The organism is Yersinia pekkanenii, assembly GCF_001152565.1.
Lineage (GTDB): Bacteria > Pseudomonadota > Gammaproteobacteria > Enterobacterales > Enterobacteriaceae > Yersinia > Yersinia pekkanenii.
In genome coordinates, this window is the sequence record NZ_CQAZ01000019.1 from 63,551 (window position 1) to 78,365 (window position 14,815).

Genomic DNA, 14,815 nt, shown 5'->3' on the forward strand with positions numbered 1-14,815 from the left:
TATACCAAAGCGCAGTAGCCGTTTATATCCTTCGTCCTTGAAGCTGCTGGGTTGTTAGCGGCGCTCACTCACCCGAATGACTTACCGGAGTAAGCTCATCGGGATTCGTTTACTTGCCGCCTACCTGCAACTCCAATGACTTTGGCTATAGATAGTTTTAATTGCCGTGGAGCCGACGGGCGTCAATAACATCCGGCAACTGATTCAGCTTGGCCAACACCCTGCCCAACACCTGCAAGTTATAGATTTCAATGTCCATATCGATGGTTGCGACCATCTTTTTGGTATCACTGCGACTGGCAACACCCAGTACATTGACTTTTTCGTTCGCCAAAATGGTGGTGATATCACGCAACAGGCCACTGCGGTCATTCGCGGTCACCCGCACCACCAGAGAATAACCGCTGGAGTAACTTTCCCCCCAGACTGCATCAACAATTCGCTCTGGCGCATGTGACTGCAATTCAGCCAATTGCTCACAATCGGTGCGATGAATGGATATCCCTCGCCCTTGAGTAATAAAACCAATAATTTCATCACCAGGGATTGGCTGGCAGCAGCGAGCAATATGGTGCATTAGATTACCAACACCTTCGACCACAATACGCCCACTGTCTTTACTCGCGTTACGTGGCGCGGATTGGTGCTTATTATTCAGATGACGTAATGCTTGTAAATCAGCCTCTTCTGCCGTCGGCTTATTCAGTTTCCCTTGCAGGAAGTTCACCATCTGATTAAGACGGATATCACCACCACCAATGGCCGCCAACACTTCATCCATCGAATTCATGTTATAGCGCGGAACCAGCAGCTTTTCGGCCTCTTTCAGGCTGATATCCAGATGTTGCAGTTCGTCATCCAGCATCTGCCGGCCAGCAAGAATATTCTTGTCTCTATCTTGTTTTCTGAACCAGTTATGTATTTTGGAGCGCCCACGACTGGTGGTGACATAACCGAGGTTAGGATTCAGCCAATCACGGCTTGGATTAGGCTCTTTCTGAGTGATAATTTCAATCTGATCACCCATCTGCAACTGATAGGTAAAGGGGACAATTCGGCCACTGATTTTGGCACCAATGCAACGGTGCCCCACATCACTGTGGATATGGTAAGCAAAGTCCAGCGGTGTAGAACCGGCAGGTAAATCAATAACATCGCCTTTCGGGGTAAACACATACACCCGGTCGTCAAATACCTGACTGCGCACTTCATCCAGCATCTCGCCGGAATCGGCCATCTCTTCCTGCCAGGCAATCAGCTTACGTAACCAGGCAATGCGCCCTTCATAGCCGGAGCGGCCCGCCGCTACAGCACCTTCTTTATACTTCCAGTGTGCTGCGACCCCCAGTTCGGCATCTTCATGCATCTGACGAGTACGGATTTGAATTTCCAGCGTTTTCCCGTTAGGGCCAAGTACTACCGTATGGATCGACTGATAACCATTGGGTTTAGGGTTAGCGACGTAATCATCGAATTCATCAGGCAAATGACGGAAATGGGTATGAACGATCCCCAATGCGGCATAACAATCTTGTAAGCGCTCGACCACTACCCGCACGGCACGCACATCAAACAGCTCATCGAAGGCCAGCGACTTCTTCTGCATTTTGCGCCAGATACTGTAGATATGCTTCGGCCGACCATAAATATCGGCTTTGATGCCCTCAGCCGCCATAGCTTTATGCAATGAAGCGACGAAATCATCAATGAATTGTTCACGATCGATACGACGCTCGTGGAGTAATTTGGCAATTTGCTTATATTCATCGGGATGCAGATAGCGGAAGCAGAAGTCTTCTAACTCCCACTTGATCTGACCGATACCCAGCCGGTTAGCCAGCGGAGCATAAATATTGGAGCACTCTTTGGCGGCCAGCACCCGTTCATCTTCCGGTGCATCTTTCACTTCACGCAGATGAGCGATACGCTCTGCCAACTTGATGACCACGCAGCGGAAATCTTCCACCATCGCCAACAGCATACGCCGCACGTTATCCACTTGCTCAGAGCTCATGGAATCATTGTGGGTGGCCTTTAACTGACGGATGGCGTCCATATCGCGCACACCGTGCACCAGATAGGTAATCCCTTTGCCAAATTGCTCGGTCAAAGTTACTTCGTCCACCACATTGGCATCAACCAACGGGAACAGCAGCGCCGCGCGCATACTGTCGTTATCCATGCTCAGAGTAGAGAGGATCTCAACCATTTCAAGGCCGCGCCACAACAACAACGAGGCATTAGGGTGGTTTTGCGTCTGCTGCTCACAGTAACGCCAGGTTTCGGCTAATCGCTCACATGACTGCGGATTGGGAAGCCCCAAACTGGCAATCCAATCGTCGAGAGCAAACTCGCCCGCCGGATTCAAATGTGCACTTCGTACCGCAACCATAACTTCTCCCTACTTTACGACCCCTGGCTCCTGCATCAACAGCGCCATAGATTCAAGATGCCCGATGTGGGCAGTCTAATGTATCAAGGTGACGTAAAACCAGCAATGACCCATTATCGACCAACACCTGTCCACATGCCCCTAACTGACAGGCAGACAAACACTGATAGCACAAAGATAGCGTTGCCTTGTTGGCGACCGACTCGGTTTGAAGGATCAAGAGAGTTAACTATCGCTGTTATCGTTTGCCGGGTCGTCACACGTCAGTTTGGAGAGTAGAATTGCGTCATATTGATTGATCAAGCATCGGCTTAGTCAGCGGCTAATTCTCCCACATTGGAATACCATGACCAAATACAGTCTTCGCGCGCGCATGATGATTTTAATCCTGGCCCCCACACTGCTTCTTGGGCTGTTACTCAGTACTTCCTTTATGGTTAATCGTTATAATGAATTGCAAAATCAAATAGTTAATTCGGGCGCTAATATTATTGAACCGCTGGCTGTCGCCAGTGAATACGGAATGACCTTCCGCAACCGCGATACTGTCCGTCAGTTGATTAATCTGCTTCACCGCCGACACTCAAATATTGTTCGGTCAATATCAGTTTTTGACGCAGATAATAATCTTTTTGTCACATCTAACTATAATTACAATTCCTCACAATTAAGGTTGCCCAAAGGCGAACCCATTCCCAATTCGTTGATGCTGTCTTATCGCGGCGACTCTCTGGTTATGCGTATGCCTATTATTTCTGAATCCTATCTATCCAATGACCGGGCCTCAGACTCAGATATAACCCAGCGGCCATTAGGCTATATCGCCATGGATTTGGATTTACAATCCGTGCGCTTGCAGCAATATAAAGAAATCTTCATTTCAACCCTGCTACTGCTGTTCTGTATGTGTGTGGCTATTTTGTTTGCTTATCGTCTGATGCGTGATGTCACCGGTCCAATCCGTAATATGGTGAATACGGTGGACCGTATTCGCCGTGGGCAATTAGATAGCCGGGTCGAAGGGCATATGCTCGGTGAGCTGAATATTCTGAAAAACGGCATCAACTCAATGGCCATGTCGCTGACGGCCTATCACGAAGAGATGCAGCAAAATATCGATCAAGCCACATCAGACTTGCGCGAAACCCTGGAACAGATGGAGATACAAAACGTCGAACTGGGGTTGGCGAAAAAGCGCGCTCAGGAAGCCGCACGCATTAAATCTGAGTTTTTGGCCAATATGTCCCATGAGCTGCGAACCCCACTGAATGGCGTGATTGGCTTTACTCGCCAAACCTTGAAAACCTCACTGACACCAACGCAAATCGACTATTTACAAACCATCCAGCGTTCAGCCAACAGCTTGTTATGTATTATTAATGATGTTCTGGACTTCTCTAAGTTGGAGGCCGAAAAACTGATCCTTGAGCACATTCCCTTTCCACTCCGAGGCGCTCTGGATGAAGTGATGATCCTGCTGGCACACACCGCCCATGAGAAAGGGCTGGAGTTGACCCTGCAGGTTAACAATGATGTCCCTGAGCAGGTGATCGGCGACGCGATGCGTTTGCAGCAAATTGTCACGAACTTGCTCGGTAATGCGATTAAATTCACCGAACAGGGCAATATCGATATTCTGATCACCGTGCAGGCAAAAACGGCACAACAAGTCACACTGGTAGTCGAAATTCACGATACTGGTATCGGTATTTCCGAATCCCAACAGGCGCAGTTATTCCAAGCTTTTCGTCAGGCAGATGCCAGTATATCCCGCCGTCATGGTGGTACCGGGCTTGGGTTGGTCATTACCGAAAGATTGGTCAAAGAGATGGGGGGTGATATCAGCTTCCACAGCCAGGTAGATCGCGGTTCAACCTTTAGATTTCACCTCACACTGGATCTTAACGAAACACTCTCTTATCGCCATCCGGATATGTCGTACTTAGAGGGGAAAACGCTGGCCTATATTGAGCGCAATACCTCTGCGGCAAAAGCAGCATTGGATATTCTGAGCATCACCCCCTTGCAGGTGACCCATAGCCCGACGTTAGCGCAACTGCCGCGACAGCATTATGATTTCCTGCTGGTTGGGGTGCCTATTCCGTTCCGCAATAATATGGCAGTCCATCAGGATAAATTGGTAGCGGCACTGAAAATCGCTGAACGGGTTATTCTGGCATTGCCAAGTCAGTCACAGGTAGAGGCCGAACAACTTAAACAGATAGGGGCCAAAGCCTGCCTGATCAAACCATTATCATCTAATCGATTGATTCCTTTATTACTATCAGAAGAACCTCTCTGTGAATTACCGATGGCAGAGCAACCCGATAAATTGCCTAAGTTGCCCTTTAAAGTGATGGCAGTTGACGACAACCCGGCTAACCTGAAATTAATGGGTACCCTGCTTGAAGAGCAAGTCGAACAAACGGTGTTATGTGACAGTGGTGCAAAAGCCATCGCCTATGCCCGCGAAAACACACTGGATATCATTTTAATGGATATCCAAATGCCGGAAATTGACGGTATCCGTGCCAGTGAAGTGATTCATCAGATGTCGCATCATCTGGATACCCCGATCATTGCCGTGACGGCTCATGCTGTCAGAGGGCAGCAAGAACAACTATTAAAACTGGGTATGGCGGACTATCTGGCAAAACCCATTGATGAAGCTCGGCTGCTACAAGCGCTATCTCGTTATCAACCTGATAGTTCTCCACCACTCAATGTGGAGGCGGATATCCAACTGATAACGCAATCGGAATGTGAGGAGGCAATAGATTGGTCACTGGCAGTCAGGCAAGCAGCAAATAAAGAGGATCTCGCCAAAGATCTCTTAACTATGTTGTTAGAATTTATGCCACAAGTGACAGCTCGTACGCAGGCTATTCTCGCCGGTAGCAATGACACAGATATTCTGAGCCTGATCCATAAATTCCATGGTAGCTGCGCATGTAGCGGAGTGCCACGTTTGAAGCAGCTCTGCATGACGATTGAGCAGCAATTGCGTCAGCAAGCAGACTTACAAGATCTACAACCTGAATGGCTTGAATTGTTAGATGAAATAGAGAATGTCCGCTATGCCGCCAAAACCTATTTAGAAACCGCGTAACACGGATACGATTTAGGGTAGATCAGCGAAAATAAAAAGGGGCACAGCGATAAACAGCGGTGCCCCTTGGACGGTATTAATGCCGGTTACTGCATCAATAAATAGAGTGAAGTATCACCACGCTGAATGTTCAATGCCAATACCGACGGTTTGCTATCGAGGATTTTCCGCAGCTCACCCAAATTCTGAACCGGCTGCTGGTTAATCCCAATGATAATATCGCCTTTTTTCAGGCCGATGCGCGCAGCCGCGGTACCGGCTTTTACGCTATCAATTTTCACCCCTTTCTTACCGTTAACATCAGAGTTACTCAGTTCCGCACCTTCAATACCCGTGTAGATATTACCGGAATCAACCTGAGCCTGGCTGCTCTGCTCCAATGTCACTTCTACATTGACAGGCTTACCATCACGCAACAGACCTAAGGTCATTTTACTGCCAACGGGCAGAGTACCAATCTCGGCACGGAAGCCGGCGAAGCTGTTGATTGCTTTACCATTCATACTGACAATCACATCACCTGCCTTAATACCCGCTTTGGCGGCCGCAGATTTTGGCATTACCTGACTGATAAAAGCCCCTTTCTGTGCATCTACATTCATGGCTTTTGCCAGCTCAGAGTTCAACTCTGTGCCCATAATGCCCAGTTCACCGCGTTTCACCTGACCAAATTCAACCATCTGAGATGTCAGGTTTTTCACCATGTTACTTGGGATAGCAAACCCGATACCGATGTTACCACCGTCCGGTGCCAGGATCGCCGTGTTAATCCCGATCAGTTCACCGTTCAGGTTGATCAATGCACCACCTGAATTACCCCGGTTAATCGCGGCATCAGTCTGGATAAAGTTTTCGTAGTTTTCCACGTTCAGACCACTACGGCCCAAAGCCGACACAATACCTGATGTTACGGTTTCACCCAGGCCATATGGGTTACCGATAGCGACGGTATAATCACCTACGCGCAGTTGATCGGAATCTGCAATTTTAATCGCAGTCAAGTTTTTAAAATCTTTCAACTGCAATAACGCAATATCAGTACGCGGATCTTTACCAATCACTTTCGCTTCATAGCTGCGGCCGTCGCTCAGTTTAACGCTGATTTTGGTCGCATTATCCACCACATGGTTATTAGTCACGACATAACCTTTAGCAGCATCAATAATTACCCCCGAACCGAGCGCACGGAAATCCTGCTTGCTTGGTGCTCCACCTTTACCGCCCTGCCCGCCCTGACACATCGGGGAGCCCAGGAACGGTGAACCGTCTTGGCAGAGCGGTGAGCCATCACCAAAGAACTGCTGGAACTGGGGTGGGATCCCCCCCGCACCGGCACCTGCGTTACTGACCTGAGCCGTGCCCTCCACATTGATACTCACGACGGACGGCATCACTTTCTCTAGCATTGGCGCCAGGCTAGGGAGCTGCTGGCTGCTGGAAGACGCCGTTTCTGCCGAAATGGCAGAAGAAACCGGCCCCATGGCTAAACCGATGCTCAATGCCAATGCACTTAACACTAAAGTTGTTTTTTTCATGTATTTGGATTCTCGCTATACAATTAATAATAAGTTAATAAATGGTATATAACTGACTTATACTCAAAGTTATTAGCATAGTCGCAAGACTGCGAGGCCGCGGCAACGCCAAGTAACAATAATACAGTCGTCTTGCACAGTAAGATTAAATATGGGGGATGAAGTTCAAACAACCAATAATCGGAATAGTAAAAAATATTGTCTGTCTTTACAAAACTACAACTCATTAAACAGGCAATTCAATTTTCCCACATACTATTCCGCAGCCATTAGACGCCGATATTCATCATAGGCATAAAGATCGGTCATGCCACTGATATAATCCTGAATTAAGCGCGCACGATAATAATACTCATATATCTCATGTTGTTCTGGCGGTAAATTACATAGTTGCTCTACTGATTCAGCATAAGCTAACCGATGCTTGGTTGATAATTTATGGAACAACCGAGTCTCAATGGGATACTGACGGTGACTGTCTTCTGCCACCAACTGCGTAAATGCCGTTTGTGGCATAGCTAATAGTAGACTATAAATATCAAGCAACCCACTAATAACTCTATATCCTTGTAATTCAAGCTGTTCTACTTCCGGATGATTGAATACGTGTTTGACTGCCACCTTTTTAAAAATTTGCAGTAATTTACACGCCGTACTGGCATCTTCTAATAAAGCCTGATTAAACGAGCCGGAGAATACGGCGGGTAGATTCTCAATAAAACGCTGTGCGGCATGAGGAACCAATTTCCCCACGGTATTGACCCGTAAATACATGAAGAATTGATCTTCTGAACTCCGCCGACCTTGCTCACGCCCTAATTGACGAAATGCACCGCCAACCACTTTATCAAACAAATCGCCCTGAGCAACATCCCCCCACTCCTGCATCATATGTTCATAAAGCTGCTCAGCGCTGAAAATGTTTTTCTCTACTGCATCCTCCAAATCAGCAATACAATAAGAAATATCATCGGCGGCTTCCATAATATATGTCAGTGGGAAACGGTCAAACTCCGCCATATTGAGCTCGCGGCGTAAATTTTTAACATAGGCTTCTTCAGCAAGGTAAAAACCCGGTTTCTTCATCAAATAGTTATGGGATGCCGGAATATCGGCGGACCAATAAGCCGGTTTAGTGTATTTAAGAATACAGCCCACCTGAGCATAGGTCAGATTCAGTTTTAATAAACTGTAAACCAAACGAATCGCTTGTGCGTTACCTTCAAACTGGCTCAGATCATGGCGAATTTTACTGCGCAGAAGATTAAGTTCAGTTTCTCCCTCGTGCAACTTTAGCACATTAACCTGACAGTGATCCTTGCCACGCGGCTCGGCCCCGCCGCCATTGGGATCCATCTGTTTTGTGAACCAATTATTGATCGCTGACTCACCAAAATGACCAAAAGGTGGGTTACCGATGTCATGCATCAAACAAGCCATTTCCACAATACTTTCAAAGGGATCAAGCAGTTTATCCAACCCATAGGCAGTGATTTTTTTATCCTGTTTAAATCGATTAAGGATCTCTTTGGCAATATAACGCCCCACCTGCTGTACTTCCAACGAATGAGTTAAGCGGCTACGTACTGCGGCATTGCGCTCCAGCGGAAATACTTGCGTTTTTTGCTGCAAACGCCGAATGGCGGCAGAATTAACAATCCGACCGCGATCACTTTCGAATACTCGAGTAATCTCATATTCATCTTCCGCCGAACTGGGTTTACCAAACGGCCGCTGAAAACTGATTTTCTGCTTAAAGTCGATCCCGGACATATTTGCCTCTAAGTATTTACTGTAAACAGTGATACCGACTCCTGCCAACAGATGCAATTGATTACGCACCAACTGCGGCACATTACGCATTATCTTTGCTTAGCTACCCGAAGATCTCACTTAGCTGATAAACTGTGTATTGATAATTACAGCTTAATCTATCCTTTAAAATCAGCAGGTATCCATATGAAAATAGGCATTATTGGTGCAATGGAACAAGAAGTCACATTGCTACGTGATAAAATTGAAAATCGCCAAACCTTAACTCGGGCGGGTTGTGAAATTTACACCGGCCAACTGAATGGCGTGGACGTTGCATTGCTAAAATCGGGTATTGGTAAAGTGTCTGCGGCAATGGGAACCACTTTGTTATTAGAACATTGCCAGCCTGACGTCGTTATCAATACCGGTTCTGCCGGTGGCCTGGCCCCTGGTCTGAAAGTCGGCGATATCGTCGTTTCTAATGAAGTTCGCTATCACGATGCAGATGTCACTGCTTTTGGCTATGAACCCGGTCAAATGGCGGGGTGCCCACCCGCGTTCATCGCAGATGCCGAGCTGATTGCATTAGCAGAAAATTGCATCAAAGAATTAAATTTAAATGCGGTACGCGGCCTGATTTGTAGCGGCGATGCCTTTATTAATGGCGCAGCACCTCTGGCCCGCATCCGCGCGACCTTCCCGTCAGTTGCGGCAGTAGAAATGGAAGCCGCCGCCATCGGCCATGTTTGCTACCTGTTCAAGACACCGTTTGTTGTTGTTCGCGCCATTTCTGATGTCGCCGACCAGCAATCTCACCTTAGCTTTGAAGAGTTTCTGGTGGTCGCCGCCCAGCAGTCGACACTAATGATAGAAGCCATGTTAACCACACTGGCTCAGCGCAATTAATGGTGCGGTTCAGTATGAACTCGCGGTCACCAACGGCAATCATCCTGCCAAGAGCAGCAATAATATTGTTGCTCGGTCTATTTTCGCTGGGTCTATCGATGTCACGGGCCTTGGCGGCAGAGCGGGTTATCAGTTTATCACCCAGTACGACAGAACTGGCCTATGCCGCTGGTTTAGGCGATAAACTGGTTGCAGTAAGTGCTTACTCCGATTACCCAGAAGCCGCTAAAAAGCTTGAACATGTTGCATCGTGGCAAGGGGTAAATGTCGAGCGTATTCTGGCATTAAAGCCGGATCTGATCCTTGCCTGGCGAGGTGGTAATCCGCAGCGCCCGCTGGATCAACTGGCCTCCTTTGGTATTCCGATCCTCTATTTTGATCCGGTTAATATCGATCAGATTGCCAATGACCTGGATAAGCTGGCGCAATACAGCCCGCATCCTGAGCAAGCCCATCAGGCCGCTGAGCAACTCCGTCAGCAGGTCACTGAATTACATCACCACAATGCCCGCAGTCAGCCCTTACGGATCTTTTTGCAATTTGGTACTCAGCCGCTGTTTACCAGCTCCGGGCATACGTTGCAAAGTGAGATAGTTTCCCTGTGTGGCGGGGAGAATATTTTTGCGGCCAGTCGAGTACCCTGGCCGCAAGTCAGTCGTGAGCAAGTGATGACACGTCAACCACAGGTGATTGTGATCAGCGGTGACCCATCTCAGGTAGATAATATCAAAGCGTTCTGGCGGCCTCAGCTTGCGGTACCGGTCATCACACTTAATGAGGACTGGTTTAATCGTGCTGGTCCACGTATTCTGCTAGCCGCTAAACAGTTGTGCCAACAAATGGCCAGCCTTCCATCCCCCGTGGCGGAGTCACATTAATGCTGGTTTATTGGCTGGATATTTTAGGTACTGCGGTATTTGCTATCTCTGGTGTATTGCTGGCGGGGAAGTTACGAATGGATCCGTTTGGCGTGCTGGTGTTGGGGGTGGTGACTGCCGTAGGTGGTGGCACAATTCGCGATATGGCCTTAGCTAATGGTCCGGTATTTTGGGTAAAAGATCCCACTGATTTGGTGGTTGCCATGGTGACCTGTCTGGCGACTATTTTATTGGTGCGGCAGCCACGGCGGACACCAAAATGGATCCTGCCGGTGCTTGATGCGATTGGTCTGGCGGTGTTCGTCGGTATTGGTGTCAATAAAGCCTTTGCTGCCGAAGCCAGCCCGCTGGTGGCTATCTGTATGGGGGTTATAACCGGTGTCGGCGGCGGGATTATCCGCGATGTTTTAGCCCGCGAGATCCCGATGATCCTGCGTACTGAAATTTATGCCACCGCCTGCATCATTGGCGGCATCGTCCATGCGACGGCGTTCTATACTTTTGGTATGCCATTACAACAGGCGATGATGTTGGGCATGGCAATCACCCTTGGTATCCGACTTGCCGCTATCCGCTGGCGCTTGAAATTGCCAACATTTGAAATAGAGCATTAATACGTTATTGGTAGTGCCGCCAGGCTATCATTTCTTTTTTCAGATGAAAAAAATCGCAGCTATATAAAAAGGCTGCGGTTTTTTTATAGAAATTTTAGTTGCAGATTGAGCGGCTAACACGGCGATAGTGCCAGATATGAGAGTCTTTCCCAACGTCGCTAGATGCTGAAAGAAGAGCCGCACCCACAGGTACTTTTCGCATTCGGATTAGTCACGATAAAACGCGAACCTTCCAGTCCTTCCGTATAATCCACCGCACCACCCACCAGATATTGTAGGCTCATCGGATCAACCACCAATTCAACGCCTTGCTTTTCAATGGTCATATCGCCATCGTTGATTTTATCATCAAACGTAAAGCCATACTGGAACCCGCTGCATCCGCCACCGGTAATGTAAACCCGCAGTTTTAGATTCGGGTTTTCCTCATCAGAAATCAGCAGTTTAACTTTCTTTGCTGCCGCCTCTGTAAACTGCAGGGGCAGTACTGTTTCGTCGCTCATACTCGTCTCTCCCAACCGGTGTTCGAGTTGCAGGTTACTACAATGGCAGCCTGATCTATGGATCGATTATCCAATACCTGAGTAGTTCATTCAAGTATTGCTCGCTAATGTTATATATTATTTACCTGTTTGAGTATCGCTTTCAACCACGGGTTGTGGCGGTGCAGCCATTGCTGCGGCCTGCTCTTGTCTTTGTAAGGTGCGCGCTAAAATAGCTGAATACAAGGGCTTACCTCCCATAAACTGGGCTATCAATGTTGCCCCCAAGCAGGTCACAATCATCGGTAAAATAAGTTGATAATTATCGGTCATTTCCAGAACCAGCACTAATCCGGTCAATGGCGCGCGTACCGAGGCGGCAAACAGTGCCCCCATCCCCGCGATCGCAAAAGTCCCAGCTTCAATACCGTATTGCGGGAAAAAGTGCGCACAGGTTAAACCAAATGCAGTACCCAGAATGGTTCCCAGGGCCAGCATTGGGGCAAATATCCCACCCGGAGCACCCGATCCAAAGCACAGTAACGTGGTAATAACCCTGGCAATAAAGATAAAGATCAGCATGCCAATACTAAAATTACCGGCCACTGCAATAGGAATCAATGCAAAGCCACCGCCCACAGCCTCGCCATGAATCAGTACCAGTAAACCACACATTCCTCCCAGCAAACCGCCAATCAGCACCAGTTTACGCCAGTCGCCACCATGGAAACGCATGAACATATCCTGCGTACGGAATATTAATGCATTAAATATTACGCCTACGGCGCCAAAAATAACCCCCAGCAAGAGGTAAAGCCATAAGGTATTGAGCGTGACATCACTGAGTTTACCCACCTCAATAATTGCGCGTTCGCCATTAAAGTAGCGGTAGACAATGGTCGAGGTAATCACCCCGACAAACACCGCTTTGATTGATACCAGACTGTAGCGAAACTGTGAGCGCATCTCTTCTATAACGAATAAAATCCCCGCCAGCGGGGCATTAAAAGCCGCAGACAGACCCGCTGCGGCACCGGTTGCTAATAATGAGTGGCGTGCTTCAGGGCTGCGTAGACGGAAGATATCGACAATCATGCGCCCGCTGTTGCCCCCCATCTGTACCATTGGCCCTTCGCGGCCTAACACCATACCAGCCCCTAATGTGCCAAGGCCGCCAATAAACTTGACAGGAATGACCCGCCACCAGCGCACCGGACGCATCTCTTCCATGGCCCCTTCGATTTCAGGTATCCCTGAGCCACCGGCCTCTGGGGCAAAGCGACGTACCAGAAAATACCCCACCATCGCCAATAGCGCCGACATGATAAAAGCCAGCGGCCACACTAGCATCGCAGAATCCGCCACCTTGGCCAGGGTTGCCAGCCGTTGTTGCTGGATCCAATCGACCCCTCTATCAAAAGCCACGCCCAATAAACCGGTGACCACCCCAACAACAGCGGCCATGATAAGAATGACCAATGGCGTTTTATCACGATTAACCAGTGCTTGAATAAAACGGCCATGTTTGAGTTCAGTAACACTTTCAGCAGGCATAGATTGCTTTGCATTAGTCATAATGAGTCTGTTTATCAGTTAAATAATAAGTAAAACAAATGAATAATAGCTCGAGTCTAGTCTACATCCCCATGATCCGCCTGTTTAAACAGCGATGAACCTCCCTGACTCAGAAAGGACGTTAAGTTACGACAAATCCGATTTGCGGCACATCCCGCAAGCTAACAGTTAAATATGCCCAATCATTTGATAACCGCTGCCAGTTCTTTAGAATAAACAGCCTTGTTCTTTGGTCCAAGTAAACCAATACCCATTCAGGAGCCTATTTATGAGTAAATCCGAAGATCTGTATGCCCAGGCAAAACAGCTAATTCCAGGTGGGGTTAACTCTCCAGTGCGTGCATTCACCGGTGTCGGTGGCAGCCCATTGTTTATTGAACGTGCTGATGGCGCGTATTTATTTGATGTCGATGGCACAGCCTACATCGACTATGTCGGTTCTTGGGGGCCGATGGTGCTGGGCCACAATCACCCGGCAATTCGTCAGGCGGTCATTGAAGCGGTTGAACGCGGCCTGAGCTTTGGTGCACCTACTGAGATGGAAGTCAAAATGGCTCAGTTGGTTACCGACTTAGTCCCCACCATGGATATGGTGCGAATGGTTAACTCCGGTACCGAAGCCACCATGAGCGCCATTCGCCTGGCCCGTGGCTTCACCGGTCGCGATAAAATCATCAAGTTTGAAGGCTGCTATCACGGTCACGCCGACTGCTTGTTGGTCAAAGCCGGTTCCGGCGCACTGACGCTTGGTCAACCAAACTCTCCAGGCGTACCGGCTGATTTTGCCAAACACACTCTGACCTGCACTTATAACAATCTGGCGTCTGTGCGTGAAGCCTTTGAGCAATACCCGCAAGAAGTCGCCTGTATCATCGTTGAACCTGTTGCGGGTAACATGAACTGCGTGCCACCACTGCCGGAGTTCTTACCAGGTCTGCGGGCGCTGTGTGATGAATTTGCTGCACTGCTGATTATTGATGAGGTCATGACCGGCTTCCGTGTTGCATTAGCTGGCGCGCAGGATTACTACAATGTCATCCCTGACTTAACTTGCCTGGGTAAAATCATCGGTGGCGGTATGCCGGTAGGCGCTTTCGGTGGTCGTCGTGATGTGATGGATGCGCTGGCACCAACAGGCCCGGTTTATCAGGCCGGTACGCTGTCCGGTAACCCCATCGCCATGGCTGCCGGTTTTGCTTGTCTGACCGAAGTTGCACAGGTGGGTATCTATGAAACCCTGACTGAATTGACCGACTCATTGGCCAGCGGTCTGCGGCACGCAGCTACAGCAGAAAATATCCCATTGGTCGTTAATCATGTCGGCGGCATGTTCGGCATTTTCTTTACGAATGCCGAAACCGTGACCTGCTATCAGGATGTGATGAATTGCGATGTTGAACGCTTCAAGCGTTTCTTCCACTTGATGCTGGAAGAAGGTATCTATCTGGCTCCATCTGCTTTTGAAGCCGGTTTTATGTCAGTGGCGCACAGCAAAGAGGATATTCAGAAGACGGTCGATGCTGCCCGCCGGTGTTTTGCCAAACTTTAATCTCCGTGGAGGCTCTGAAC

Annotated in this window: 10 protein-coding genes; 5 read left to right on the forward strand and 5 right to left on the reverse strand. The window is 48.5% G+C overall.

The genetic code is table 11. From position 1 onward, the window contains the following. Positions 1–157: 157 nt before the first annotated feature. Positions 158–2,392 (reverse strand): GTP diphosphokinase, encoded by a 2,235-nt coding sequence (relA, locus tag AEP37_RS11370; protein ID WP_049613394.1) that lies wholly within the window; start codon positions 2,390–2,392, stop codon positions 158–160. 346 nt (positions 2,393–2,738) lie between these two features. Here relA and barA point away from each other — a divergent pair, with 346 nt between their 5' ends. After that, a complete protein-coding gene (barA, locus tag AEP37_RS11375) occupies positions 2,739–5,501 on the forward strand; it encodes a two-component sensor histidine kinase BarA (RefSeq protein WP_049613397.1) in 2,763 nt (920 codons plus the stop codon). 86 nt (positions 5,502–5,587) lie between these two features. Here barA and degP read toward each other — a convergent pair whose 3' ends face one another. Both degP and dgt read right to left on the reverse strand, forming a co-directional pair. Beyond that, entirely contained in the window at positions 5,588–7,036 is a 1,449-nt protein-coding gene (degP, locus tag AEP37_RS11380) for a serine endoprotease DegP (RefSeq protein ID WP_049613399.1), read from the reverse strand. Between the two features lie 255 nt (positions 7,037–7,291). Continuing rightward, positions 7,292–8,809: a dGTPase gene (gene dgt, locus AEP37_RS11385; protein ID WP_049613437.1), complete on the reverse strand. Its 1,518-nt coding sequence runs from the start codon at positions 8,807–8,809 to the stop codon at positions 7,292–7,294. 186 nt (positions 8,810–8,995) lie between these two features. Here dgt and mtnN point away from each other — a divergent pair, with 186 nt between their 5' ends. From mtnN to AEP37_RS11400, 3 genes are read left to right on the forward strand one after another with little or no spacing between them, the layout of a single operon-like run. Beyond that, a complete protein-coding gene (gene mtnN / locus AEP37_RS11390) occupies positions 8,996–9,697 on the forward strand; it encodes a 5'-methylthioadenosine/S-adenosylhomocysteine nucleosidase (protein ID WP_049613401.1) in 702 nt (233 codons plus the stop codon). Between the two features lie 14 nt (positions 9,698–9,711). After that, positions 9,712–10,575: a vitamin B12 ABC transporter substrate-binding protein BtuF gene (gene btuF, locus AEP37_RS11395; protein ID WP_408068327.1), complete on the forward strand. Its 864-nt coding sequence runs from the start codon at positions 9,712–9,714 to the stop codon at positions 10,573–10,575. Continuing rightward, on the forward strand, positions 10,575–11,189 hold the full coding sequence (locus tag AEP37_RS11400) for a TRIC cation channel family protein (protein WP_049613405.1): 615 nt from the start codon (positions 10,575–10,577) through the stop codon (positions 11,187–11,189). The genes btuF and AEP37_RS11400 overlap by 1 nt, the downstream gene beginning before the upstream one ends. 158 nt (positions 11,190–11,347) lie before the next feature. Here AEP37_RS11400 and erpA read toward each other — a convergent pair whose 3' ends face one another. Both erpA and clcA read right to left on the reverse strand, forming a co-directional pair. Continuing rightward, complete coding sequence (gene erpA / locus AEP37_RS11405) at positions 11,348–11,692, reverse strand: iron-sulfur cluster insertion protein ErpA (RefSeq protein ID WP_049613407.1); 345 nt, start codon at positions 11,690–11,692, stop codon at positions 11,348–11,350. 117 nt (positions 11,693–11,809) lie between these two features. Further along, the gene (gene clcA, locus AEP37_RS11410; RefSeq protein ID WP_049613409.1) at positions 11,810–13,246 is read right to left on the reverse strand and encodes a H(+)/Cl(-) exchange transporter ClcA; all 1,437 of its coding nucleotides are present in this window, start codon (positions 13,244–13,246) and stop codon (positions 11,810–11,812) included. Positions 13,247–13,514: 268 nt separating this feature from the next. Here clcA and hemL point away from each other — a divergent pair, with 268 nt between their 5' ends. Then, the gene (hemL, locus tag AEP37_RS11415) at positions 13,515–14,795 is read left to right on the forward strand and encodes a glutamate-1-semialdehyde 2,1-aminomutase (protein WP_049613411.1); all 1,281 of its coding nucleotides are present in this window, start codon (positions 13,515–13,517) and stop codon (positions 14,793–14,795) included. The last annotated feature ends 20 nt before the right edge of the window (positions 14,796–14,815 follow it).